This is a genomic window from Chromobacterium sp. Ag138 (assembly GCF_055181315.1).
This window is the reverse complement of the sequence record NZ_JBUPWA010000001.1, coordinates 3,151,687-3,172,446: the sequence shown is the minus strand read 5'-3', so window position 1 is coordinate 3,172,446 and position 20,760 is coordinate 3,151,687. Positions and strand designations below refer to the sequence as shown.

The following is a 20,760-nucleotide window of genomic DNA, read 5'->3' as shown; positions in this document are numbered from 1 at the left end:
GTCATCCCCTGTTTTTCTTCTTGAACATGTCCAGCATGCGCTGGGTGACCAGGAAACCGCCGAAAATATTGATGCTGGCGAGGAAGATGGCGACGGCGCCCAGCACCGAGGTGACGGTGATCTGCTGGCCGTTGATATCCACCGCCTGCAGCATGGCGCCGACGACGATGATGCCGGAGATGGCGTTGGTGACCGCCATCAGCGGCGTGTGCAGCGCCGGGGTGACGTTCCACACCACGTGGTAGCCGACGAACACCGCCAGCACGAAGATGGTGAAGCTGGTGATGAAGGGATCAGCCATGGTGCGGCTCCTTGTCGTGGTTGGCGGCCTCGGCCGGACGGGCGACGGCGCCGAAGCGCTGCTCGCCCTGATGCGTGACCAGCGTGGCGGCGACCAGCTCGTCGTCGAGATCCAGCGTCAGGCCGCCGTCTCCCAGCAGCAGGCCGAGGAAGGTATGCAGGTTGCGCGCGTACAGGCTGGAGGCGTCGGCCGCCAGCATCGCGGGCAGATTGGTCAGGCCCACCACCCGCACGCCGTTGTCGGTCAGCCAGGCCTCGCCGGGACGGGTCAGCTCGCAGTTGCCGCCGGCCTCGGCGGCCAGGTCGACGATCACCGAGCCCGGCTTCATCGCCGCCACCGCGTCGGCGGACAGCAGGCGCGGCGCCGGCTTGCCGGGGATCAGCGCGGTGGAGATGACGATATCGGCGGCGGCGGCGCGCTTGGCCAGCAACTCGTTCTGCCGCGCCAGGAATTCGGCCGACATCTCGCGGGCGTAGACGCCACCGCTGGCCGCTTTCTCCTCGTCGGTCATCGGCACCTCGACGAACTTGGCGCCCAGCGACTCCACCTGCTCGCGGGTGGCGGGGCGCACGTCGTAGGCCTCCACCACCGCGCCCAGCCGCTTGGCGGTGGCGATGGCCTGCAGGCCGGCGACGCCGACGCCCAGCACCAGCGTCTTGGCCGCCTTCACCGTGCCGGCGGCGGTCATCAGCATCGGCATGAAGCGGGGGTAGAACTGGCCGGCCAGCAGCACCGCCTTGTAGCCGGCGATGTTGTTCTGGCTGGACAGCACGTCCATGCTCTGGGCGCGGGTGGTGCGCGGCAACAGCTCCAGCGCGAAGGCCGACACCCGCTGCGCCGCCAGTTGCGGCAGCAGCGGATTCTGGTACGGCGCCAGCATGCCGACCAGCACCGCGCCGGGCTTCAGCGCGGCCACGTCGGCGGCCTCGAGCATGCGCACCGCCAGCACGATGTCGGCCGCGGCCAGCATCTCCTGCCGCCGCTCGGCGATGGTCGCCCCGGCGGCCACAAAGGCGGCGTCGGGCAGCGCGGCCGCCAGGCCGGCCCCCTGTTCCACGACGACAGCGTGGCCGGCGCCGACCAGCTTCTTCACCGTGTCCGGCGTCGCCGCCACACGATGCTCGCCGGCCAGCCGTTCGGCTGGAATGACGATATTCATACCGGATATCTCCTGCAAGTAGATGGTGAACTCAGAAACGGGAACGGTCGTGCGCGGCGGTCGGGAACGATCGTTTGGAAATCATTAAATGCATGCTGCGCTGCGTTATGCAAGGCATATATTGGCTACCGTATATCGTCTGACAGGCTTGATTCAACCGGGAAATCGGACATGTCAAAATCATTGCGCAGCGCAACAAATCCTGGCTTCGGAACCATGCGCCGCCCATTCGACAAGCGGGTCCATCGCCTGCGGTCAGGCAGCGATGCAAATTAGATTTATCTGATATTCTTGAGAGCTGACACTAGCGCCGGCGCGCCCGGTTTGTAAAGCCGGGAAAACCGCCGTTCGCGGGCAAGTTTGCGCCAGATCAGACCCGGCTCGCCGAGCCGCCCCGCGGCGCCGGAGCGCAGCGCCGGCTGGCGGCCTTCGCTTTTCATATACGGCGGCGGTTTCCATCGCCGGGCGCTATCATCGCAGCATCGCCCCCGGAGACCCGCCATGTCCCGCCCGACTCCGACGCCGCTGCCGGATTTCCGCCAACCCGGCGTGATGCTGCGCATCCTACAACTGCCGGCGCTGCTGCTGTGCGCCGACGGCCTGCTGGCGCTGACCGCCGAGCAGCCGCTGTGGCGCTGGCTGCAAGCGGCGCTGGCGCTGATCCCGGGCAGCCTGCTGTCGCTGGCGCTGCTGGCGCTGGCCGCCCCCTGGCTGTCGCGGCGGCGGCGCGGCGCCGCCTGGACGGCGCTGATCGTCGGCGCCAGTTTCGCCTTGTGCCAATGGCGGCTGCAGGGCGACTGGCCGCGAACCTGGACCGCCGCGGCGCTGGCGATGGCGGCGGCGCCGCTGCTGCTGCACTATCTGGCGCTGCGCCAGCGCGCGCTGTCGCCGGCGCTGGCCGAGGCGCGGCTGACGGCGCTGCAGGCGCGCATCCGCCCCCATTTCCTGTTCAACAGCCTGAACGCCGCCATCGCGCTGATCCGCTCGCGGCCGCAGCGGGCGGAAGCGGTGCTGGAAAACCTGGCCGAGCTGTTCCGCGCCCAGATGGCCGCGCCGGATGCGCTGTCCACGCTGGCGCGCGAGATCGAGCTGGCCAAGATGTACCTGGCGATAGAGTCCGAACGGCTGGGGCCGCGGCTGACGGTCAGCTGGCGCGTCGACGCGCCGCCGGACGTCGAGCTGCCGCCGCTGCTGCTGCAGCCGCTGGTCGAGAACGCCGTCTGCCACGGCGCCGAGCGCGTGGCCGGCGAGGTGGCGATCGTCATCTCCGCCCGCGTCGCCGGCGGCCTGCTGGAGCTGGCGCTGGACAATCCGCTGCCGGCCGACGCCGCGCCGACCGCCGGCAACGGTATCGCGCTGGAAAACCTGCGCGAGCGGCTGGCGCTGCTGTACGACGCCGAGGCTTCGCTCGCCGCCGAGCGGCGCGGCGACCGCTACCATGCCCGCGTCCGCCTGCCCTGCCGCGCCGCCAGGCCCGGCTGACGCCGCCGCGCTTTGCCGAAGCCGCCGCGCCGCTCTACATTCCAGTCAGGACCATCCACACGAGACCCGCATGGAAAAAAACCGCCTGGAGGCGTTCAGCGACGGCGTGATCGCCATCATCATCACCATCATGGTGCTGGAGTTGAAGGTGCCGCACGGCACCGACTGGCAAGCGCTGGCGCCGCTGCTGCCGGTGTTCCTCAGCTACCTGCTCAGCTTCGTCTACGTCGGCATCTACTGGAACAACCACCACCACTTCTACCACGCCGCCCGCCGCGTCGACGGCCGGGTGCTGTGGGCCAATCTGCACCTGCTATTCTGGATGTCGCTGATCCCCTTCGTCACCGGCTGGATGGGCGAGAACCACTACGCGCCGCTGCCGGTGGCGCTGTACGGCGCGGTGCTGCTGATGTGCGCGATCGCCTGGTGGATCATGCAGCAGGCGCTGCTGTGCCTGCCCGGCAACCGCACCCGGCTGTCCGAGGCGCTGGGCGGCGACATCAAGGGCAAGATCTCGCCCTTGTGCTACCTGCTGGCGATCGGCCTCGCCTGGTACCAGACCTGGCTGGCCGGCGCGCTGTACCTGGCGGTGGCGCTGATGTGGCTGGTCCCCGACCGGCGCATCGAGTGCATGCTGTACGGCGAAGGCGGTACCGACTGAGCCGGCGTGGCGGCGGGGCCGCGAATCGATTAAAATTGTCGGATCAGCCACCATGGAGGGTACGATGTACCAGTCCGAATTCACCCAGTTCATCAACGGCTTCCTGGACAAGAACCCGGAAGTGGACAGCGAGCGCCGCGAACTGCGCCTGACGCTGTGGGACCGCGAGCTCAATCTGGACGACCAGCGCCGCTGGAAGGAGTCCAGCGTGCCGCAAAAAGCCTACGTCTACCAGCCGGAATAAGCCCGGCCGGTCCGCATCCGACGCCCCTCGCGGGCGTTTCGTCATTTTGGAAGCCCGAACATGACCCGCCACACGGTGGCGCTCAGCAGCGCCCTCTCCGATTACCTGTTCGACATCGCCGTCGCCGAGCACCCGGTGCAGCGCGAACTGCGCGAATTCACCGCCGGCCACCGGCTGGCCAAGATGCAGATCTCGCCGGACCAGGGCCAGTTCATGGGCTGGCTGGCGCGGCTGATCGGCGCGCGCCGCTACCTGGAAATCGGCGTGTTCACCGGCTACAGCGCGCTGACCGTGGCGCTGGCGATGCCGGAAGACGGCCAGGTGATCGCCTGCGACGTCAGCGAAACCTTCACCGCCATCGCCCGCGAGTACTGGGCCAAGGCCGGCGTCGCCGACCGCATCGACCTGCGGCTGCAGCCGGCGCTGAGCACCTTGCGCGAACTGCTGGACGACGGCCAGGCCGGCCGCTTCGATCTCGCCTTCATCGACGCCGACAAGCCGTCCTACCGCGACTACTACGAAGCCTGCCTCGAGCTGGTGCGCCCCGGCGGCGTGATCGCCATCGACAACATCTTCCTGTCCGGCCGCGTGGTGGAGCCCAAGCCGGAAGACCCGCCCGGCGTGCACCTGGTGCATGCGTTCAACGCCAGCCTGAAGGCCGACCCGCGCGTCCACATGTGCGTGCTGCCGATAGGCGACGGCCTGACGCTGTGCACCCGCCGCTAGCCGGCGCGCATGAACTTTCGCCATCGCCGGATGGTCTGTAACGTTTTGGCCACAGCGCCGGCCCCCTCGCCGGTGCTATGATGGCCGTTTGTTGACCGAGCTTAATCCCGTCACCGTCATGCTGAACCGCCGCCCCCGCCGCCAGATGAACCAGATGAACGTCGTGCCCTATATCGACGTGATGCTGGTGCTGCTGGTGATTTTCATGGTCACCGCCCCGATGTTCACGCCGGGCGTGATCGACGTGCCCAGCGTCTCCGAAGCTCCCGCCATCGACGTCCGGCCGCTGGAAGTCACCGTGGACGCCGCCGGCAAGATCGAACTGGTGGACGGCGAGCAGAAAACCCGCGTCGACTCGCTGGACGACCTGGCCAGCCAGCTGCAGGCGCTGGCGGGCGTCGGACAGCGCCCGGTGGCCATCTCCGCCGACGCCAACCTCAAGTACGCCGAAGTGGTGAAGATCGCCGACCGCCTGCACCAGGCCGGCATCAAACGCGTGGCGCTGACCGTCAAGCAAATCAGCAAGCAATGAAGCCGCAATCGTCCGCCTCGCCGCGTCCCTGGACCTTCATCGCCTCGGCGCTGTTCCACGCCGGCGTGATCGGCCTGTTGCTGTGGGGCGGCCTGCAGACCACGCCGCCGCCCAGCCCGGCGCCGCTGGCGCTGGAGCTGTGGACCACCGCGCCGCCGCCTCCGCCGGCGGTGACCGCCCCGGTCGCGCCCGCCCCCGCGCCGCAACCGGCGCCGGAACCCAAACCGGTGGTCGAAGCGCCGCCGGCCGAGGTCAATCTGGGCAAGAAGGACGCGCCCAAGCCCAAGCACGAAACGCCGAAACCGGAACCCAAGCCGGCGGCCGAGCCGGAGCCGAAAAAACCCAAGCACGAGCCCAAACCGGCCGAGCCGGAGAAGAAACCGCCCGAGAAGGCCAAGCCGGCGGCCAAACCCGGCCACAAGACCGCCAAGGCATACAACAACGAGGCCGACGACCTGCTCTCCAGCCTGGACAGCGCGCGCACCAGCGGCAAGCCCAACGCCCGCAGCGACCAGGCCGGCAGCAAGCACGGCGTGGCCGGCGGGGCGGTGAACGGCTCCGGCGTCAACGCCGGCTGGATAGACCTGGTCAAGGCCAAGGTGACGCCGCTGGTGCAGGTTCCGCCGGGCATCGCCGGCAATCCGGCGGCGGTGGTCCGCGTCACGCTGCTGCCGACGCTGGAGGTGCGCGCGGTGCAGTTGGTGAAAAGCAGCGGCGTTCCGGCCTATGATGATGCCGTGCAACGCGCGGTGTGGGAGGCCAGGACCTTCCCCAAACTGCCGGCGGGAGCCAACTTCAACGACGGCTACCGCACGTTTACCCTGACCTTCCGTCCGCGCTGAGCGGGCGGGACCAAGCCCTGAGGAAGCCATGCCGAGTTTGAAAGCCCTGCTGCGGGGCATGCTGGTGGCGGCGATGCTGGCCGCCGGCAGCGCCCACGCCGAACTGAACATCGAAATCGTAGGCGGCGGCGCCAGCCGCCACGCCATCTCCGTGCTGCCGTTCAAGGACGAGGGCCCGACCCAGGGCAACCTGACGCCGGTGATCCGCAACGACCTGGCGCTGTCCGGCGCCTTCCGCCTGATCGACCCGTCGGCCGTCGCCAACGTGCCGTTCGAGCCGGCCGACATCCGCTATCCGCTGTGGCAGGCCGCCGGCGCGCAGTCGCTGGCCATCGGCAAGGTGGAGAGCGCCGGCGGCGGCCAGATCAAGATCAGCTTCCGGCTAATGGACGCGTCGCAGCGCAAGCAGCTGACCGGCGGCGAATTCACCGTGACGCCGGACCGCAGCCGCCAGGTGGCGCACGCGATCGCCGACATGATCTACGAGGCGATCACCGGCCAGAAGGGCTTCTTCAACACCCGCCTGGCCTACGTGCTCAAATCCGGCCGCAACTTCGCGCTGCAGATTTCCGACGTCGACGGCCAGCGCAGCCAGACCATCCTGCGCTCCACCGAGCCCATCATCTCGCCCAGCTGGAGCCCGGACGGCCGCTACATCGCCTATGTCTCCTTCGCCAGCCAGAAACCGGTGGTATGGGTGCAGGACCTGGCCACCGGCCAGCGCCGCGCGGTGGCCAACTTCAAGGGGAGCAACTCCGCCCCGGCCTGGAGCCCGGACGGCAGCAAACTGGCGGTGGTGCTGACCACCAGCGGCAACTCGCAGATCTACATCGTCAACGCCGCCGGCGGCTCCGCGCGCCGTCTGATGTACAACGGCGGCATCGACACCGAGCCGGCCTTCAGCCCGGACGGCTCCATGGTGTACTTCGTCTCCGACCGCAGCGGCAACCCGCAGATCTACCGGGTGCCGGTGAACGGCGGCGACGCGCAGCGCATCACCTGGGAGGGCAGTTACAATGTTTCGCCCAAATTGTCGCCGGACGGCAAGACCCTGGTCTATATTCGCCGTTCCGCCGGCAATTTCCGTGTGATGTCGCAAGATCTGGCAACTAATGACAGCCGGCAGTTGTCAGACGGTAGTTACAGTGAGCGCCCCAGCTTCGCGCCCAATGGCCGCATGGTGCTGTATTCCAGCGACGCCGGCGGGCAGAGCGTGCTGTACGCGGCCACCGCCGACGGCAGCAGCAAGGTGAAACTGGCCGTGCTCAACGGTGATGTTCAGGACCCGGCATGGGGTCCGTTCAATAATCCTTGATGGGAGCCAACAATGAACCTGAAGCAACTCGCACTCGCCACCGCCGTCGCCACCCTGCTCGCCGCCTGCGCCAGCACCAAGCCGGCCGAAACCCCGGCCGCGCCCGCCGCCCAGACGCCGACCACCCAGGCCCCGGTGAGCTCGGGCAGCGAACAAAGCCAGGTCGCAGTCGATCCGCTGAATGATCCGAACAGCCCGCTGGCCAAGCGCAGCGTGTACTTCGGCTTCGACTCGTCCTCCGTCGACGGCGAAGGCAAGAACACCGTCGCCAACCACTCCGATTACCTGAAGGGCCACGACAAGAAGGTGATCATCCAGGGCAACACCGACGCCCGCGGCAGCCGCGAATACAACCTGGCCCTTGGCCAGCGCCGCGCCGAGAGCGTCAAGCACGCGATGGAAGTGCTGGGCGTCAAGGAAAGCCAGCTGGAAGCCGTCAGCTTCGGCAAGGAAAAGCCCAAGGCCACCGGCCACAGCGACGCCGACTACGCGGAAAACCGCCGCGCCGACATCGTCTACCAGGGCCAGTAAGCGCCTGGCGCGGGCGGCTTCCCGACCGCCCGCCGTCCTCGCCCTGCCGGATATCCGCGGGCGGCTGCCAAACGGCGGCCGAACCGCTATGATGTCCGGCAATCTTCATCCATCGGAACGCCCATGAAACGCATCGCCATCAGTAGCGCCCTGCTGTTGATCCTGAACGGCTGCGCCAGCACCAGCGACCTGGAGGAGACCCGCCGCCAGCTGGCGCAGGTGAACCAGCAGGCGTCCACCCGCATCAGCGCGGTGGAAAGCAAGCTGTCCAACGAGAAGCTGCTGGAGATGGTCAGCCAGGTCGACGCCCTGAAGGCCGAGGTCGCCAAGCTGCGCGGCGACGTCGAAGTGCTGAACTACAATCTGCAAACCACCCAGAAGCGCCAGAACGATCTGTACAACGACCTGGACGGCCGCCTGTCGCACCTGGAAGGCGCGCCCGGCAAGCGCGACGCCTCGCAGCCCGCCGCCCAGCAAGCCGCCGCCGGCGACAGCCAGGCCAGCCCCGACTACGACAAGGCGCTGAATCTGCTGCGCGCGCGCGACTTTCCCAACGCCATCAATGCGCTGTCGCTGTTCATCCAGCAGAACCCGCAGGCGCCGCAGGCCGCCGAGGCCAACTACTGGCTGGGCGTCGCCCATACCGCGCTGCGGCAGTACGACGCGGCCATCGACATCCACCGCCGCTTCGTCGAGCAATACCCGAACAACCATTTCGCGCCGGACGCCTTGCGCAATATCGGCAATTGCCAGCGCGATCTGGGCCAGGTGGATCAGGCGAAGAACACCTACCGCCGCCTGATCAAGCTGTACCCGAAGACCGATGCCGCGCAGAAGGCCAAGCAGGCGCTGGCCAGGATGTAAGGCAAACATCCGGCGCGGCCGCGCCGGCAAAGGAAAAGGGCGCCGCGCGGCGCCCTTTTTGCATGGCGGTCAGGCCTCGGACAACACCAGCCTGACGTTGTGCTCTTCCAACAGCTTGGCCACCGGCTCCGGCGGCGCGGCGTCGGTGAACACGGTGTGGAACTCGCTGATGTGGCCCATGCGCACCAGCGCGTTGCGGCCGAACTTGCTGTGGTCGGCGGCCAGATAGCGATGGCGGGCGTTGTTCATCATCGCCTGGGCGACGCGCACCTCGCGGTAGTCGAAATCCAGCAGCGAGCCGTCGGTCTCGATGCCCGACACGCCGATGATCGCGTAGTCCACCTTGAACTGGTTGATGAAATCCAGCGTCGCCACGCCGGTGATGCCGCCGTCCGACGCGCGCACTGTGCCGGAGGTAATCATCGCGGTGAAGTCCGGGTTGGTGGACATGATCGAGGCGACGTGGATGTTGTTGGTGATAACGCGCAGCCCCTTGTGGGTGGCCGTCAGCGCCTGCGCCACCGCTTCGATGGTGGTGCCTATGCTCATGAACAGCGAGGCGTGGTCCGGGATGCTGCGCGCGATCATGTCGGCGATATGGGCCTTTTCGCTCTGGAACTTTCCTTTGCGAGCAAAATAGTCCTCGTTCTCCACGCTGTTCCCGAGCGCGGCGCCGCCATGGTAGCGGCGAAGCAGATTGGCCTCGCACAGCTGGTTGATGTCGCGCCGTATCGTCTGCGGTGTGACATCAAGCAGGCGGGCCAGCTCTTCGATGGGCATGAAGCCATTTTCGCGAACCAGCTGCAGGATTTTGTCGTGTCGTGGAGAGCGGCTCATAACTATTCGGAATCGAAAATCACGTTACTTTAGTAACATATTTTTCCCCCCGATAGCAAATGCGAACCGCAAATATCCCGGGCTTTCTGCCTGTTCGCGAAGCCGGCGGCGTCTGGCCGCCACAACGGCGGCCAACCAGGCTCAATGCGTGATCACCACCTTGCCGAAATGGCGGCGGGCGAGGAAATGCTCCCAGGCCGCGCGCGCGTCGCCGAACGGGAATACCCGGTCCACCACCGGTCGCAAGGCCTGCCGCTCCATCGCGCGCAGCATCGCCTCCATGCCCTCGCGGTGGCCGACCGCGATGCGCCGCAGCGTGGCGCCGCTGAGGAAGTAGCGCATGAAGTCCAGCTCCGCCGCGCCGTCGGCCAGGAAGCCGATCACCGCGATCTCGCCGCCCGGCGCCACCGCCGCCAACGACTGCGCCAGCGTGCCCTTGCCGCCCACCTCGACGATGCGATCAACGCCCAGGCCGCCGTTCAGCTCGCGCGCCCGCGCGCCCCACTCAGGCTCGGCGAGGTAATCGATCGCGTCGTCCGCGCCCAGTGCCTTCAGCCTGGCCGCCTTGTCCGCGCCGGAAGTGGTGGCGATCACTCGCGCGCCCATCGCCTTGGCCAGCTGCAAGGCGAACAGCGACACGCCGCCCGATCCCTGCACCAACACCGTGTCGCCGGCCTTGACCGGCTGCGGGCCGGTCAGCGCAGTCCAAGCGGTCACCGCCGCGCACGGCAGCGTCGCTGCTTCGGCCCAGTTCAGATAGTCAGGCACGCGAACCAGCGCCTCTTCGTTTAACACCTTGTACTCGCACAGCCAGCCATCCAGATTGCTGCCGTATTGGCGCGCGCCCTGCTCGATGGGAAACGGTCCGCCGAACCATTGCGGAAAGAAGATATTGCACACCCGGTCGCCCAGTTGGAAGCGATTGCAGCCCTCGCCCAGCGCGACGATCTCGCCGGCGCCGTCGGACAAGGGGACCAGGCCGTCGCGCCAGCTCATCGGATACTGCCCGCTCAGCAGCGCCAGGTCGCGGTAGTTCAACGAACTGGCGCGCACCCGCACCAGTACTTCGCCGCGGCCGGGCGTTGGCATCGGCTCGTCATGGCGCGCCAGGTGGTCCAGCGAGCCGAAACGGGAAAAACGGTAGCTTTGCATCGGGATGTCCTTGGATAAAAATCACCAGGACATCTTGCAGCGTCGCGTCGGGATGATGAATGATTGGCCGTGCCCGTTTTTTCACCTTTCGTACCGGATTCAATCATGGACCTGCTGGAAGACATCTTCGCCGCGATGCGGGTGGAGAGCGCGCTGTACGCGCGGCTGGAAGCGCGCGCGCCATGGGGCATCGACTTTGCCCACCAAGTATCGGCGCGCTTCGGCATCGTCGCCCACGGCCGCTGCCTGCTGAACGGCGCGGGCCTGCCGCAGCCGCTGCCGCTGGCGGCCGGCGACCTGTTCATCGTCAGCGGCGGCCAACGCTTCCGCCTGATGGACGAGGCGGGCCGGGAGACGCCGCCATGCGAGACGGTGTTCGCCGGCCGCCGCGACGGCGTGATCCGCTTCGGTGGCGACGGCGAGGAGACCGGCATCGTTTCCGGCCGCTTCGTGTTCGACGCCGCCGCCGGCGCACCCTTGATGGACCTGCTGCCGCCGGTCCTGCACCTGAAGCTGGACGAGGAACGCGCGCGGCTGCTGCGGGCGGCGCTGGAGATGATCGCGCGCGAGAACGCCGCGCCGGCGCTGGGTTCGCGGCTAGTGGTGCAGAAACTGGTGGACGTGTTGCTGATCGAGGCGCTGCGCATCCACTGCCTGTCCGGCCAAGGCGACGGCTGGCTGGGGGCGCTGGCCGACCGCCGGCTGTCGCCGCTATTGCAGGCCGTCCACGCCGACCTGGCCGCGCCGTGGACGCTGGAGAGCATGGCCGCGCGCGCCGGCATGTCGCGCTCGGCCTTCGCCCGCCATTTCCACGCCCGAGTGGGAGATACGCCGCTGAATCATCTGACCGGCTGGCGCATTCAGCGCGCCCGGACGCTGCTGCGGGAAAGCCGGCTTCCGCTGGCGGAAGTGGCGGCGCGCGTCGGCTACGACAGCGACGCCGCCTTCCAGCGCGCGTTCAAGCGGCTGACCGGCCTGCCGCCGGGCGAATACCGTCGCGCGGCAAGCGCGAGCTAAGCGGCGCTAGGCGCAGGCCTTGGCCGCCGCCGCCTCGGCCAGGGCCAGCGTGGTGTCGATCGCCGGCACGCCGCAATTGGCGTCGTTCAGCACCAGCGGCAGCTCGGTGCAGGCAAGCGCCACGCCGTCGCAGCCCCGCGCCCGCATCGCCGCCACGACCTCCAGCAGCGCCGCCAGCGTGGCTGCGCTCGCGCGGCCGGCGGGCACCAGCTCTTCGAAGATGGCGCGCTGGATCACCGCCTGCTGCGCTTCGTCGGGAATCACCTCCTCGATGCCGCGCGCGGCCAGCGGCGCCTGGTACAGCCGGCGCGCCATGGTCCAGCGGGTGCCGAGTATCGCCACCCGTTTCAGGCCGCGCGCCGCGCAGGCGTCGGCCACCACGTCGAGGATGCTGATCAGCGGGATGGGCGAACGCGCGCGGATGTCGTCCACCACCAGGTGCACGGTATTGGCCGGTATCACCGCCAGTTCGGCGCCGGCGCTCGCCAGCCGTTCGAGCGAGCCGACGATGGAATCGGCGACCAAGTCCCAGCGGTCGTCGTCCTGGGCTTGGTGCACCACGCCGAAATCCGGCTGGTCCAGCGCGAAGCGCGGATGGTGGTGATGGGAAAAGCGGTCCGCGCACAGGCGGTGGATCTTGGACAGACAGTCTACGGCGCCGGGCACGGTGACGCCGGCGATGCCTATGGTTTTAGCATTCATGGCTTTTGCGAGGGAAAGCGCGCCGACAGCCGGCTCGGACCCGGCCAGGCTATCCATTTGGCAGTGTCGCCGCAACGCCGCTCAGCGCTGCCAAGTGCCGCCCTGGCGGACGCGGCGGACAAACTCGTCCAGCGGCATCGGCCGGGCGATGTAAAAGCCTTGCAGCCAGTTGACGCCCAGCCGGCTGAGGTAGTCGAACTGCTCGGCGGTCTCCACGCCTTCGGCCACCGTCGCCAGGCCCAGCTTGGCCGCCAGTTCGGCCACGCTGTCGACGATGTGGCCGGACAGGCCGTCGCTGCCGATGCCAGCGACGAAGCTCTGATCGATCTTCAAGCCTCCCACCGTCAGCTGCTGCAAATAGACCAGGCTGGAGTGTCCGGTGCCGAAATCATCCAACGCCACCCGGACGCCCAGCGCGTCCAGGCGGCGGAACAGCGCCTCCACCTCGGGCGTGATCTCCACCATCTCGCGCTCGGTCAGCTCCAGCGTCAGCACCGCGCCGTTTTCGGCCAGCAGGCCCGCCCAGCGCCGGCAATCGCCGTACAGGCCGCCTTCCTGCAGATGGGCGCGGCTGATGTTGACGCCCAGGTGGAAGTCCGGCGCCAGCGGCAGCTTGGCCAGCTTGGCCAGCACAGCTTCCATCATCCGCCGCGTCATCTCGACGATCAGCCCGCTCTCTTCGGCGCGCGGGATGAACAGGTCGGGCCGGATCAGCCCCTCGCGCGGATGCCGCCAGCGCATCAGCACCTCGGCGCCGCGCCAGTCCGGCAGGCCGGGCTTCACGATGGGCTGCAGATAGCCTTCGAACTCGTCGTTGGCCAGCGCCCGCCGCAGCTCGCCGGTGAAGGAAGCCGGCCGCCCCAGCAGCCAGTACAGCGTGAAGCCGGCCAACAGGCCCAGCAGCAACAGCACCACCGTCAGCGGCGCATGATGCGACCACAGCTGCCAGTGCCAGGCCGGCACGTCATAGCTTGAGCGCACCATGAACGGATAGCGGCTGGAGTGGCGGACTTCCTCCACCTGCCCGCGCCCAGGCATCATCCCCTCGCCGTAGCGGCGCGGCCCCAGCCAGTGATTGCCCACCTGCAGAAACACCAGGATGCGGTCGCTGACGTCCTGCAAGGCCAGTTGCAGATAGCGTCCGTCCACCGTCGCCACCGCCGCGTCGCCGCCGCGATTGAGCCGGTAGTACAGCAAGGGCACGTCGGGCGTCACCGCGTTGCCGGACAACAGCTGCATCCTGCCGTGCACGAAGCCGCTGACCGGCATCGCCCAGCGGGTGTTGCCGCTCAGCGACGAGCAATAGACGTTATCGCCGTCCAGCAGCACGGTGCTGCGCACGAAAGGCGCGACCGCCACCTGGCGGCGCATGGAATAAACGGCCTGGTCGCATGATCCGCCAGCCAGTGGCAGCAGGTTGCGCGCGGCCTCGTCGGCCTGGTCGAGGATGCCTTCCACCAGCTGCAGCCCCTGCTCCACCTGCTGCCGCACGGAAGCCTGCAGGTCCTGCCGCTCCTGCCACAGCAGCGCGGGCACGGTGGCCGCAAACGGCAGCGCCGCCACCAGCAGGGCGAACATCAAATGGGACAGGCGATGGCGACGGCGTGGCTGCAGGGGATTCATCGACTCTCCGCGCGTGCAGTTCCGGCTATGCGGAACTGATAATTGATTTTAAATAATAGTATTATTTTAAACCAAAAAATAAACCCTCCCGCAGGAGGGTTCACGCGCGAGCCGGGAAGCTCAGCTCAGACGGCCGCGGTGGCGGGCGATCTGCGCCTTCACCTGGGCCGGCGCGGTGCCGCCGACATGGTCGCGCTGCGCCAGGCTGCCCTCCGGCGTCAGCACGCCGAACACGTCGTCCTCGATCAGCGCCGAGAACTCGCGCAGCTTGGCAAGCGGCAGGTCGGCGAGGTCCACGCCCAATCCTTCGGCATGGCGCACCGCCAGCGCCACCACCTCGTGGCTGTCGCGGAAAGGCAGGCCTTTTTTAACCAGATAATCGGCCAGGTCGGTGGCGGTGGCGTAGCCCTGCAGCACCGCCGCGCGCATCGCCTCCGGCTTCACCGTCACGCCGCGCATCATGTCGGCGTAGATGCGCAGCGTGGTCTGCAGCGTGTCCACCGTGTCGAACAGCGGTTCCTTATCCTCCTGATTATCCTTGTTGTAGGCCAAGGGCTGGGCCTTCATCAACGTGATCAGCGCGATCAGGTGGCCGACGACGCGGCCGGATTTGCCGCGCACCAGCTCCGGCACGTCCGGGTTCTTCTTCTGCGGCATGATGGACGAACCGGTGCAGAAGCGGTCGGCGATGTCGATGAAGCCGACGCGCGGGCTCATCCACAGGATCAGCTCTTCCGACAGCCGCGACAGGTGGATCATCGCCAGCGAGGCCGCCGCGGTGAATTCGATGGCGAAGTCGCGGTCGGACACCGCGTCCAGCGAGTTGTGGCAGACGTCGTCGAAGCCCAGCAGCTGGGCGGTGTAATGGCGGTCTATCGGGTAAGTGGTGCCGGCCAGCGCCGCCGCGCCCAAGGGCAGCCGGTTCACGCGCTTGCGACAGTCCTGCATCCGCTCGGCGTCGCGCGCCAGCATCTCCACATAGGCCAGCAGGTGGTGGCCGAAGGTGACCGGCTGCGCCACCTGCAGGTGGGTGAAGCCGGGCATCACGGTGTCGGCGTGCTGCTCGGCCAGGTCCAGCAGGCTGCGTTGCAGTTCGCCGAACAGGTGGACGGTGGCGTCGATCTCGCCGCGCAGCCACAGCCGGATGTCGGTGGCCACCTGGTCGTTGCGGCTGCGGCCGGTGTGCAGCCGCTTGCCGGCGTCGCCGATGCGGTCGGTCAGCCGGCGCTCGATGTTCATGTGCACGTCTTCGAGGTCCACGCTCCACTCAAGCTTGCCGGCGCGGATCTCGTCGCGGATGTCCGCCATGCCTCGTCGGATCGACTCCAGGTCGGCGTCGGACAGCACGCCCGATCGGTTCAGCATCGCGGCGTGGGCCAGCGAGCCTTCGATGTCCACCTCGGCCAGCCGGTAATCGAAACCGATGGAGGCGGTGTAGTGCTTGACGAGTTCGGAAACCGGCTCGGAAAAACGGCCGGACCAGGCGTGTTGGTCTTGCATGGCGTAGCGTCCTGCGGTGAGGGTGCGAAAACCCTACTATGCCAGCCGCAACCGTCCACGGCCAGTGCGGATTTGTCCTACCGTCCGGCAGCCGCCAGGATGCGGGCGACCGTGCCGTCGGCCACCATGCCGCGCAAGGCCTGTTCGAGGTCCGTCTTGCGCGGATGGAGCGGCGAGCGCCGCGCCAGCGCCAGCCGGTTGGGATGGCGGTCATCCAGCGTCAGCGCCGCCCGCTTCACCCGTCCGGCGAACTCGGGCCGCGCGGCTAGCGCCGCGCCCTGGCTCGCATTGACGATCAAGGCGTCGACGCGGCCGGCGGCCAGCTTGCGGAAGCCGGACTCCATGCCGGGGCTGGCGTCGCGGCGGATGCGGGCGTCGCGGTCGAAACCCGCCTCGTAGCTGACGCCCTCCGCCACGCCCACCGTCAGCGGCAGCAGATCGTCGTAGCGGGCCAGCGCGCGCGCGTCGCCGCTGCGCTGGTAAAACACCAGATGATTGCTGCTGGCGAAAGGCGGCATCAGGAAATCCAGATAACGCACGCGCTCCGGCGTGGGCCGCACGCCTATCATCAGGTCGGCACGTCCCTGCTGCATCGCCGCCAGGCAACGAGACAGCGGGCAATGCAGGAAGCGCAGCGGCAGGCGCAGCCGCCGCGCCAGCTCGCGCACGATCTCGGTGTACGGTCCGGCCGGCTCCCCGCGCGCATCCAGTTTTTTCCACGGCTCGAACACGTTGTAGGCCAGCACCAGCTCGCGCGCATCCGCCAGCGCCGGCTCGAACGCCAGACAAAACAACAGCAGGACGATCAGTTTCTTCACGGCATTTGCTTGGAGATGTTTTCAGCAATGCTATCCCCTTAGCGACATGCGCTGCGCATTTGTCGACCGAGCTCCCCGCCGCTGTTGCGAAAACGCCATCCAGCCGGCAAGGCCGGCGGCGACAAGCCCTTGATCGGAAAGCGGGAACCGCCGCCGCCGCGCCAGCCGGCGGCGGCTTGCGAAAAATACCACTCGGGCAACATAGGTATGATCCGGACGCGAAAAAGGCCCGGCATGCCGGGCCTCGCCAATCGAAGCTCGCCGCGGCTCAGTGCTGCAGGATCTTGGACAGGAACTGGCGCGCGCGCTCGCTGCGGGCGTCCAGGTCGCCGAAGAACTCGTCCTTGGCGCAGTCCTCGACGATGCTGCCCTGGTCCATGAAGATCACCCGGTCGGCCACGCGGCGGGCGAAGCCCATCTCGTGGGTCACGCACATCATGGTCATGCCCTCGTGCGCCAGCTCGGTCATCACGTCCAGCACCTCGTTGATCATTTCCGGGTCCAGCGCGCTGGTCGGCTCGTCGAACAGCATCGCGATTGGGTCCATCGCCAGCGCGCGGGCGATGGCCACCCGCTGCTGCTGGCCGCCGGACAGCTGGCCGGGATGCTTGTCGGCGTGCGCCCTGAGACCGACGCGGTCCAGCAGCTTCAGGCCCTTGGCCATCGCCTCGTCCCGGCTGCGGCCCAGCACCTTGACCTGGGCGATGGCCAGGTTCTCGGTGATGGTCAGGTGCGGGAACAGCTCGAAGTGCTGGAACACCATGCCGACGCGGCTACGCAGCTTGGGCAGATCGGTTTTCGGATCGCCGACCGAGATGCCGTCGACGACGATCTCGCCCTGCTGGAACGGCTCCAGCGCGTTCACGCACTTGATCAGGGTGGACTTGCCGGAGCCGGACGGCCCGCACACCACCACCACCTCGCCCTTGGCGACCTGGGTGGTGCAGTCGGTCAGCACCTGGAAGGCGCCATACCATTTGCTGACCTTGTTCAGCGAAATCATTGCAGTCATACAGCCAACCTTTGTTGCAGGCGCTTCACCAGGCGGGAGGCGCCGAAACTGATCAGGAAGTAGACCATGCCGGCGAATATCAGGAATTCGTGCGGCAGGCCGACGATGTCGCCCTTGGAGCGGGCGGTGTTGAGGAAATCCATCAAGCCGACAGCGTATACCAGAGAGGTGTCCTGGAACAGGATGATGGACTGCTGCAAGAGCAGCGGCAGCATCTTGCGCAGCGCCTGCGGCAGCACGATCAGCCCCATCACCTGGTGGTAGCGCATGCCCAGCGCGTAGGCGGCGCCGGCCTGGCCCTTGGGTATCGCCTGGATGCCGGCGCGGACGATCTCGGCGAAGTAGGCCGCCTCGAACATCACGAAAGCCACCAGGCAGGAGGTGAACGCCCCCACCGGCTCCAGATTGCCGGTGATCCAGTTCAGCAGCATCGGCACCGCCAGGTAGAACCAGGAGATCACCAGCAGCAGCGGAATGGAACGGAAGTAATAGATATAGGCGGTGGCGAAGCCCGACAAGACCTTGTTGCTGGACAAGCGCGCCAGCGCCAGCAATATGCCGAGCAGCACGCCGCCGGCCACCCCGCCGCCCAGCATCTTCAAGGTCAGCAGCATGCCCTGGCTGAGGCCCGGCAGCGCCGGAACGATTTGGCTGAAATCCATCACTTGCCTCCCATCATGCCGGGCACCCTGAGCTTCTTCTCCAGCGCGTTCATCATCAGCATCAGGCTCATGTTGAGCGTGAAGTAGATGATCGTGGCCAGGGTGAAGGCCTCGAACAGGTTGGCGGAAAACTCGGCGGTCTGCTTGGTCTGCGCCAGCAGCTCGGCCAGGCCGATCAGCGACGCCACCGACGAGTTCTTGATGATGTTCAGAAACTCGCTGGTCAACGGCGGGATGATGATGCGCATCGCCTGCGGCAACAGCACGTGGCGGTAAGTCTGGCCAAGCGAGAAACCCACCGCCATCGCCGCGTTGCGCTGGCCGCGCGGCAACGCCTCGATGCCGGTGCGCACCTGCTCCGCCACCCGGGCCGCGGTGAACAGGCCCAGGCACACCACCACCGACAGGAACTGCGAGGTGGTCGGCGACAGGTCCTGCTTGAACCAGTCCTGCGCGCCCTCGGGCAGCAGGTCCGGCACCAGGAAGTACCAGACGAACAGCTGCACCAAGAGCGGCACATTGCGGAACAGCTCGACGTAGACGGTCGCCAGGCCGGCGATCCAGCGATTGGGCAGCGTGCGCGCCACGCCGACCGCGATGCCCAGCAGCAGGGCGATGATCCAGCCGCTGAGCGACACCGCCAGCGTCCAGCCCAGCCCGCTGGCGAACCAGCTCAGATAGATCTCGCTGCCGACACCGGTGGGTTTGAAGAAGACTCCCCAGTCCCAGTGATAATTCATTGCAAGCACTCCCAGCCGCGCGTCGGGAAGACGGCGCGGCGATCGATGCCCCTGCGGCCGGATTCCGGCCGCGCAGGATCAAGCCGCCGCCCGCGAAAACGGGCGGCTCGCGTCACAAACTTCAGGGCGAGGGCCGCGGGCGCGGCCCGTCCGCGTCACTCGGCCGGCTTGTCGGTCGGCTTGGCCAACAGCGCCTTCAGTTCGTCGGACATCGGGAAGTTGAGGTTCAGCCCCTTGGGCGGCACCGGGCTGGTGAACCACTTGGCGTAGATCTTGTTCACTTCGCCGGACTTGAAGGTCTTCTCCAGCGCGGTGTCCACCACCTTCTTGAACGCCGGATCATCCTTGCGCAGCATGCAGCCGTAGATCTCGTAGGACTGCGACTTGCCGGTGACGACCCAGTTGGCCGGGTTCTTGGCCTTGGCCATTTCGCCGTACAACAGCGCGTCGTCCATCATGAAGGCGGCGGCGCGGCCGGATTCCAGCATCAGGAACGATTCGCCGTGGTCCTTGGCCGAGATCACGTTCATGCCCATGTTCTTGCTGGCGTTCATCGCCTTGATCAGGCGCTCGGACGTGGTGCCGGCGGTGGTGACCACGTTCTTGCCCTTCAGATCCGGGAAGTCCTTGACGCCGGAGGTCTTGGCGGTGAGCAGACGGGTGCCAATCTCGAAGATGCCGACCGAGAACGCCACCTGCTTGCCGCGCTCGGCGTTATTGGTGGTGGAGCCGCACTCCAGGTCGACGGTGCCGTTCTGCACCAGCGGGATGCGGGTCTGCGAGGTGACCAGGTTGTAGCGCACCTGCAGGTTCGGCATCTTCAGTTCCTTCTTCACCTCGTCCACCACCTTGTTGGCGAGGTCAACCGAGTAGCCGATCGGCTTCTGGTTGTTGTCGTAGTACGAGAACGGGATGGAAGAGTCGCGGTTGCCGAGCACGATCACGCCGGAATCCTTGATCTTCTTCAGCGTGCCGGTCAGCTCGGCGGCGCCGGCGGGCAGCGCGGCGAGGGTGGCCATGGCGGCCAGCGTACATCCAGCGACGACGGAGGTGCGAATGCGCATGAGGTTTCTCCTTATAGACTCTCTTTGCGGGGTAAAGCGGCGCCGCTGTCGCGGCGCCATGATCTTCTTTTTAGTGATTGTCTGACAGTATGCTGTTATTTTTTGTTTGTGTCAGAACTTAGCGCAACGGGAAACCGCGGCAGGCCGCGGCACGCGCTCAGCCGCGCGCGCCCTTGTCGTACAAATGGTTCGCCAGGCGGACATAGTCCTGCACCCGCAGGTTCTCCGGGCGCAGGCCCGGATCGATGTCCAGCGCCTCCAGATCGGCCGCGTCGGCCAGACCCTTCAGGTTGTTGCGCAGCGTCTTGCGGCGCTGGGCGAAGGCCTGGATCACCAGCTTCTCCAGCAGCGCCTCGTCGCGGGCGACGCCGCAGCGGCCCGGCGCCGGCATCATCCGCACCACGGCGGAATCCACCTTCGGCGGCGGCCAGAACGCCTCCGGCGGCACGAACAGGATGTTCTCCATGTAGAAGCGGTACTGCAGCATCACCGACAGCCGGCCGTAGTCGGCGGTGGAGGGCTCGGCCACCATCCGCTCGATAACTTCCTTCTGCAGCATGAAGTGCATGTCCAGCACGCGGTTGCCGTAAGTGGCGAGGTGGAACAGCAGCGGCGTGGAGATGTTGTACGGCAGGTTGCCGACGATCTTCAGCGGCGCCTCGCTGACCGAGGCGAAGTCGAAGGCCAGCGCGTCGCCGGCGTGGATGGTCAGCTTGTCGGCCGGATGCTCGGCGCGCAGGCGCTCGATGATGTCGCGGTCGATCTCCACCACGTGCAGGTGCTTGAGGCGCGCCAGCAGCGGCTTGGTGATGGCGCCCAGGCCGGGGCCGATTTCGATCACGACATCGTCCGGCTGCGGATTGACCGCGTGGACGATGCCGGCGATGACGCTGGCGTCCTGCAGGAAGTTCTGCCCGAAACGCTTGCGCGGGATGTGCTTGCTCATGAATCTGCCAATCTTGGGAACAGCCGCGAT

The 20,760-nt window shown here is 67.2% G+C and carries 23 protein-coding genes; 10 read left to right on the top strand and 13 right to left on the bottom strand.

The window, feature by feature from the left end; all coding sequences use genetic code 11:
* Window position 1 precedes the first annotated feature (1 nt).
* Both ACY3GB_RS14810 and ACY3GB_RS14805 read right to left on the bottom strand, forming a co-directional pair.
* Window positions 2–301, bottom strand: a complete 300-nt coding sequence (locus ACY3GB_RS14810; protein ID WP_463089413.1) for a proton-translocating transhydrogenase family protein — start codon at window positions 299–301, stop codon at window positions 2–4.
* Window positions 294–1,460 carry a Re/Si-specific NAD(P)(+) transhydrogenase subunit alpha gene (locus ACY3GB_RS14805; RefSeq protein WP_463089412.1) on the bottom strand — a complete coding sequence of 389 codons (1,167 nt, stop codon included), beginning with the start codon at window positions 1,458–1,460 and terminating at the stop codon, window positions 294–296. Before ACY3GB_RS14805 ends, ACY3GB_RS14810 begins: the two co-directional genes overlap by 8 nt.
* Window positions 1,461–1,961: 501 nt before the next feature.
* Between ACY3GB_RS14805 and ACY3GB_RS14800 the strand changes: the two genes are divergently transcribed.
* The 9 genes from ACY3GB_RS14800 (at window position 1,962) to ybgF (ending at window position 8,657) form a co-directional block, all read left to right on the top strand.
* The gene (locus ACY3GB_RS14800; RefSeq protein WP_463089411.1) at window positions 1,962–2,942 is read left to right on the top strand and encodes a sensor histidine kinase; all 981 of its coding nucleotides are present in this window, start codon (window positions 1,962–1,964) and stop codon (window positions 2,940–2,942) included.
* A 70-nt stretch (window positions 2,943–3,012) separates the two neighbouring features.
* Window positions 3,013–3,603, top strand: a complete 591-nt coding sequence (locus ACY3GB_RS14795; protein WP_463089410.1) for a TMEM175 family protein — start codon at window positions 3,013–3,015, stop codon at window positions 3,601–3,603.
* A gap of 64 nt (window positions 3,604–3,667) precedes the next feature.
* The gene (locus tag ACY3GB_RS14790; RefSeq protein WP_046155298.1) at window positions 3,668–3,847 is read left to right on the top strand and encodes a DUF3460 family protein; all 180 of its coding nucleotides are present in this window, start codon (window positions 3,668–3,670) and stop codon (window positions 3,845–3,847) included.
* Between the two features lie 60 nt (window positions 3,848–3,907).
* Entirely contained in the window at window positions 3,908–4,573 is a 666-nt protein-coding gene (locus tag ACY3GB_RS14785; RefSeq protein WP_463089409.1) for a class I SAM-dependent methyltransferase, read from the top strand.
* Window positions 4,574–4,691: 118 nt separating this feature from the next.
* Window positions 4,692–5,105 carry a biopolymer transporter ExbD gene (locus tag ACY3GB_RS14780; protein ID WP_463090945.1) on the top strand — a complete coding sequence of 138 codons (414 nt, stop codon included), beginning with the start codon at window positions 4,692–4,694 and terminating at the stop codon, window positions 5,103–5,105.
* Window positions 5,102–5,947: a cell envelope integrity protein TolA gene (gene tolA, locus ACY3GB_RS14775; protein ID WP_463089408.1), complete on the top strand. Its 846-nt coding sequence runs from the start codon at window positions 5,102–5,104 to the stop codon at window positions 5,945–5,947. The genes ACY3GB_RS14780 and tolA overlap by 4 nt, the downstream gene beginning before the upstream one ends.
* A gap of 28 nt (window positions 5,948–5,975) precedes the next feature.
* Window positions 5,976–7,262, top strand: a complete 1,287-nt coding sequence (gene tolB / locus ACY3GB_RS14770) for a Tol-Pal system beta propeller repeat protein TolB (protein WP_463089407.1) — start codon at window positions 5,976–5,978, stop codon at window positions 7,260–7,262.
* A gap of 12 nt (window positions 7,263–7,274) precedes the next feature.
* Window positions 7,275–7,793, top strand: a complete 519-nt coding sequence (locus ACY3GB_RS14765; protein ID WP_463089406.1) for an OmpA family protein — start codon at window positions 7,275–7,277, stop codon at window positions 7,791–7,793.
* Between the two features lie 123 nt (window positions 7,794–7,916).
* Complete coding sequence (ybgF, locus tag ACY3GB_RS14760; RefSeq protein WP_046158654.1) at window positions 7,917–8,657, top strand: tol-pal system protein YbgF; 741 nt, start codon at window positions 7,917–7,919, stop codon at window positions 8,655–8,657.
* Between the two features lie 69 nt (window positions 8,658–8,726).
* On the opposite strand, the gene ACY3GB_RS14755 is transcribed toward ybgF, so the two are convergent.
* Window positions 8,727–9,494, bottom strand: coding sequence for a DeoR/GlpR family DNA-binding transcription regulator (locus tag ACY3GB_RS14755; protein ID WP_463089405.1), 768 nt, complete (start codon window positions 9,492–9,494; stop codon window positions 8,727–8,729).
* A 141-nt stretch (window positions 9,495–9,635) separates the two neighbouring features.
* Window positions 9,636–10,646 carry a zinc-dependent alcohol dehydrogenase family protein gene (locus tag ACY3GB_RS14750; RefSeq protein WP_463089404.1) on the bottom strand — a complete coding sequence of 337 codons (1,011 nt, stop codon included), beginning with the start codon at window positions 10,644–10,646 and terminating at the stop codon, window positions 9,636–9,638.
* A 105-nt stretch (window positions 10,647–10,751) separates the two neighbouring features.
* Here ACY3GB_RS14750 and ACY3GB_RS14745 point away from each other — a divergent pair, with 105 nt between their 5' ends.
* On the top strand, window positions 10,752–11,663 hold the full coding sequence (locus ACY3GB_RS14745; protein WP_463089403.1) for a cupin domain-containing protein: 912 nt from the start codon (window positions 10,752–10,754) through the stop codon (window positions 11,661–11,663).
* A gap of 6 nt (window positions 11,664–11,669) precedes the next feature.
* Here the strand turns inward: ACY3GB_RS14745 and ACY3GB_RS14740 are convergent, their stop codons facing one another.
* The 9 genes from ACY3GB_RS14740 to rsmA form a co-directional block, all read right to left on the bottom strand.
* Window positions 11,670–12,365 carry an aspartate/glutamate racemase family protein gene (locus ACY3GB_RS14740; RefSeq protein WP_463089402.1) on the bottom strand — a complete coding sequence of 232 codons (696 nt, stop codon included), beginning with the start codon at window positions 12,363–12,365 and terminating at the stop codon, window positions 11,670–11,672.
* Window positions 12,366–12,446: 81 nt separating this feature from the next.
* Window positions 12,447–13,988 (bottom strand): EAL domain-containing protein, encoded by a 1,542-nt coding sequence (locus tag ACY3GB_RS14735; RefSeq protein ID WP_463089401.1) that lies wholly within the window; start codon window positions 13,986–13,988, stop codon window positions 12,447–12,449.
* 120 nt (window positions 13,989–14,108) lie between these two features.
* Entirely contained in the window at window positions 14,109–15,488 is a 1,380-nt protein-coding gene (gene argH / locus ACY3GB_RS14730) for an argininosuccinate lyase (RefSeq protein ID WP_463089400.1), read from the bottom strand.
* 77 nt (window positions 15,489–15,565) lie between these two features.
* Window positions 15,566–16,306 carry a substrate-binding periplasmic protein gene (locus ACY3GB_RS14725; protein ID WP_463089399.1) on the bottom strand — a complete coding sequence of 247 codons (741 nt, stop codon included), beginning with the start codon at window positions 16,304–16,306 and terminating at the stop codon, window positions 15,566–15,568.
* A 268-nt stretch (window positions 16,307–16,574) separates the two neighbouring features.
* The gene (locus ACY3GB_RS14720) at window positions 16,575–17,309 is read right to left on the bottom strand and encodes an amino acid ABC transporter ATP-binding protein (protein WP_343481923.1); all 735 of its coding nucleotides are present in this window, start codon (window positions 17,307–17,309) and stop codon (window positions 16,575–16,577) included.
* A gap of 5 nt (window positions 17,310–17,314) precedes the next feature.
* Window positions 17,315–17,980, bottom strand: coding sequence for an amino acid ABC transporter permease (locus ACY3GB_RS14715; protein ID WP_463089398.1), 666 nt, complete (start codon window positions 17,978–17,980; stop codon window positions 17,315–17,317).
* The gene (locus tag ACY3GB_RS14710) at window positions 17,980–18,720 is read right to left on the bottom strand and encodes an amino acid ABC transporter permease (RefSeq protein WP_463089397.1); all 741 of its coding nucleotides are present in this window, start codon (window positions 18,718–18,720) and stop codon (window positions 17,980–17,982) included. Before ACY3GB_RS14710 ends, ACY3GB_RS14715 begins: the two co-directional genes overlap by 1 nt.
* A 155-nt stretch (window positions 18,721–18,875) precedes the next feature.
* Entirely contained in the window at window positions 18,876–19,784 is a 909-nt protein-coding gene (locus ACY3GB_RS14705) for a glutamate/aspartate ABC transporter substrate-binding protein (RefSeq protein WP_463089396.1), read from the bottom strand.
* A gap of 157 nt (window positions 19,785–19,941) precedes the next feature.
* On the bottom strand, window positions 19,942–20,730 hold the full coding sequence (rsmA, locus tag ACY3GB_RS14700; RefSeq protein WP_463089395.1) for a 16S rRNA (adenine(1518)-N(6)/adenine(1519)-N(6))-dimethyltransferase RsmA: 789 nt from the start codon (window positions 20,728–20,730) through the stop codon (window positions 19,942–19,944).
* Between the last annotated feature and the right edge of the window lie 30 nt (window positions 20,731–20,760).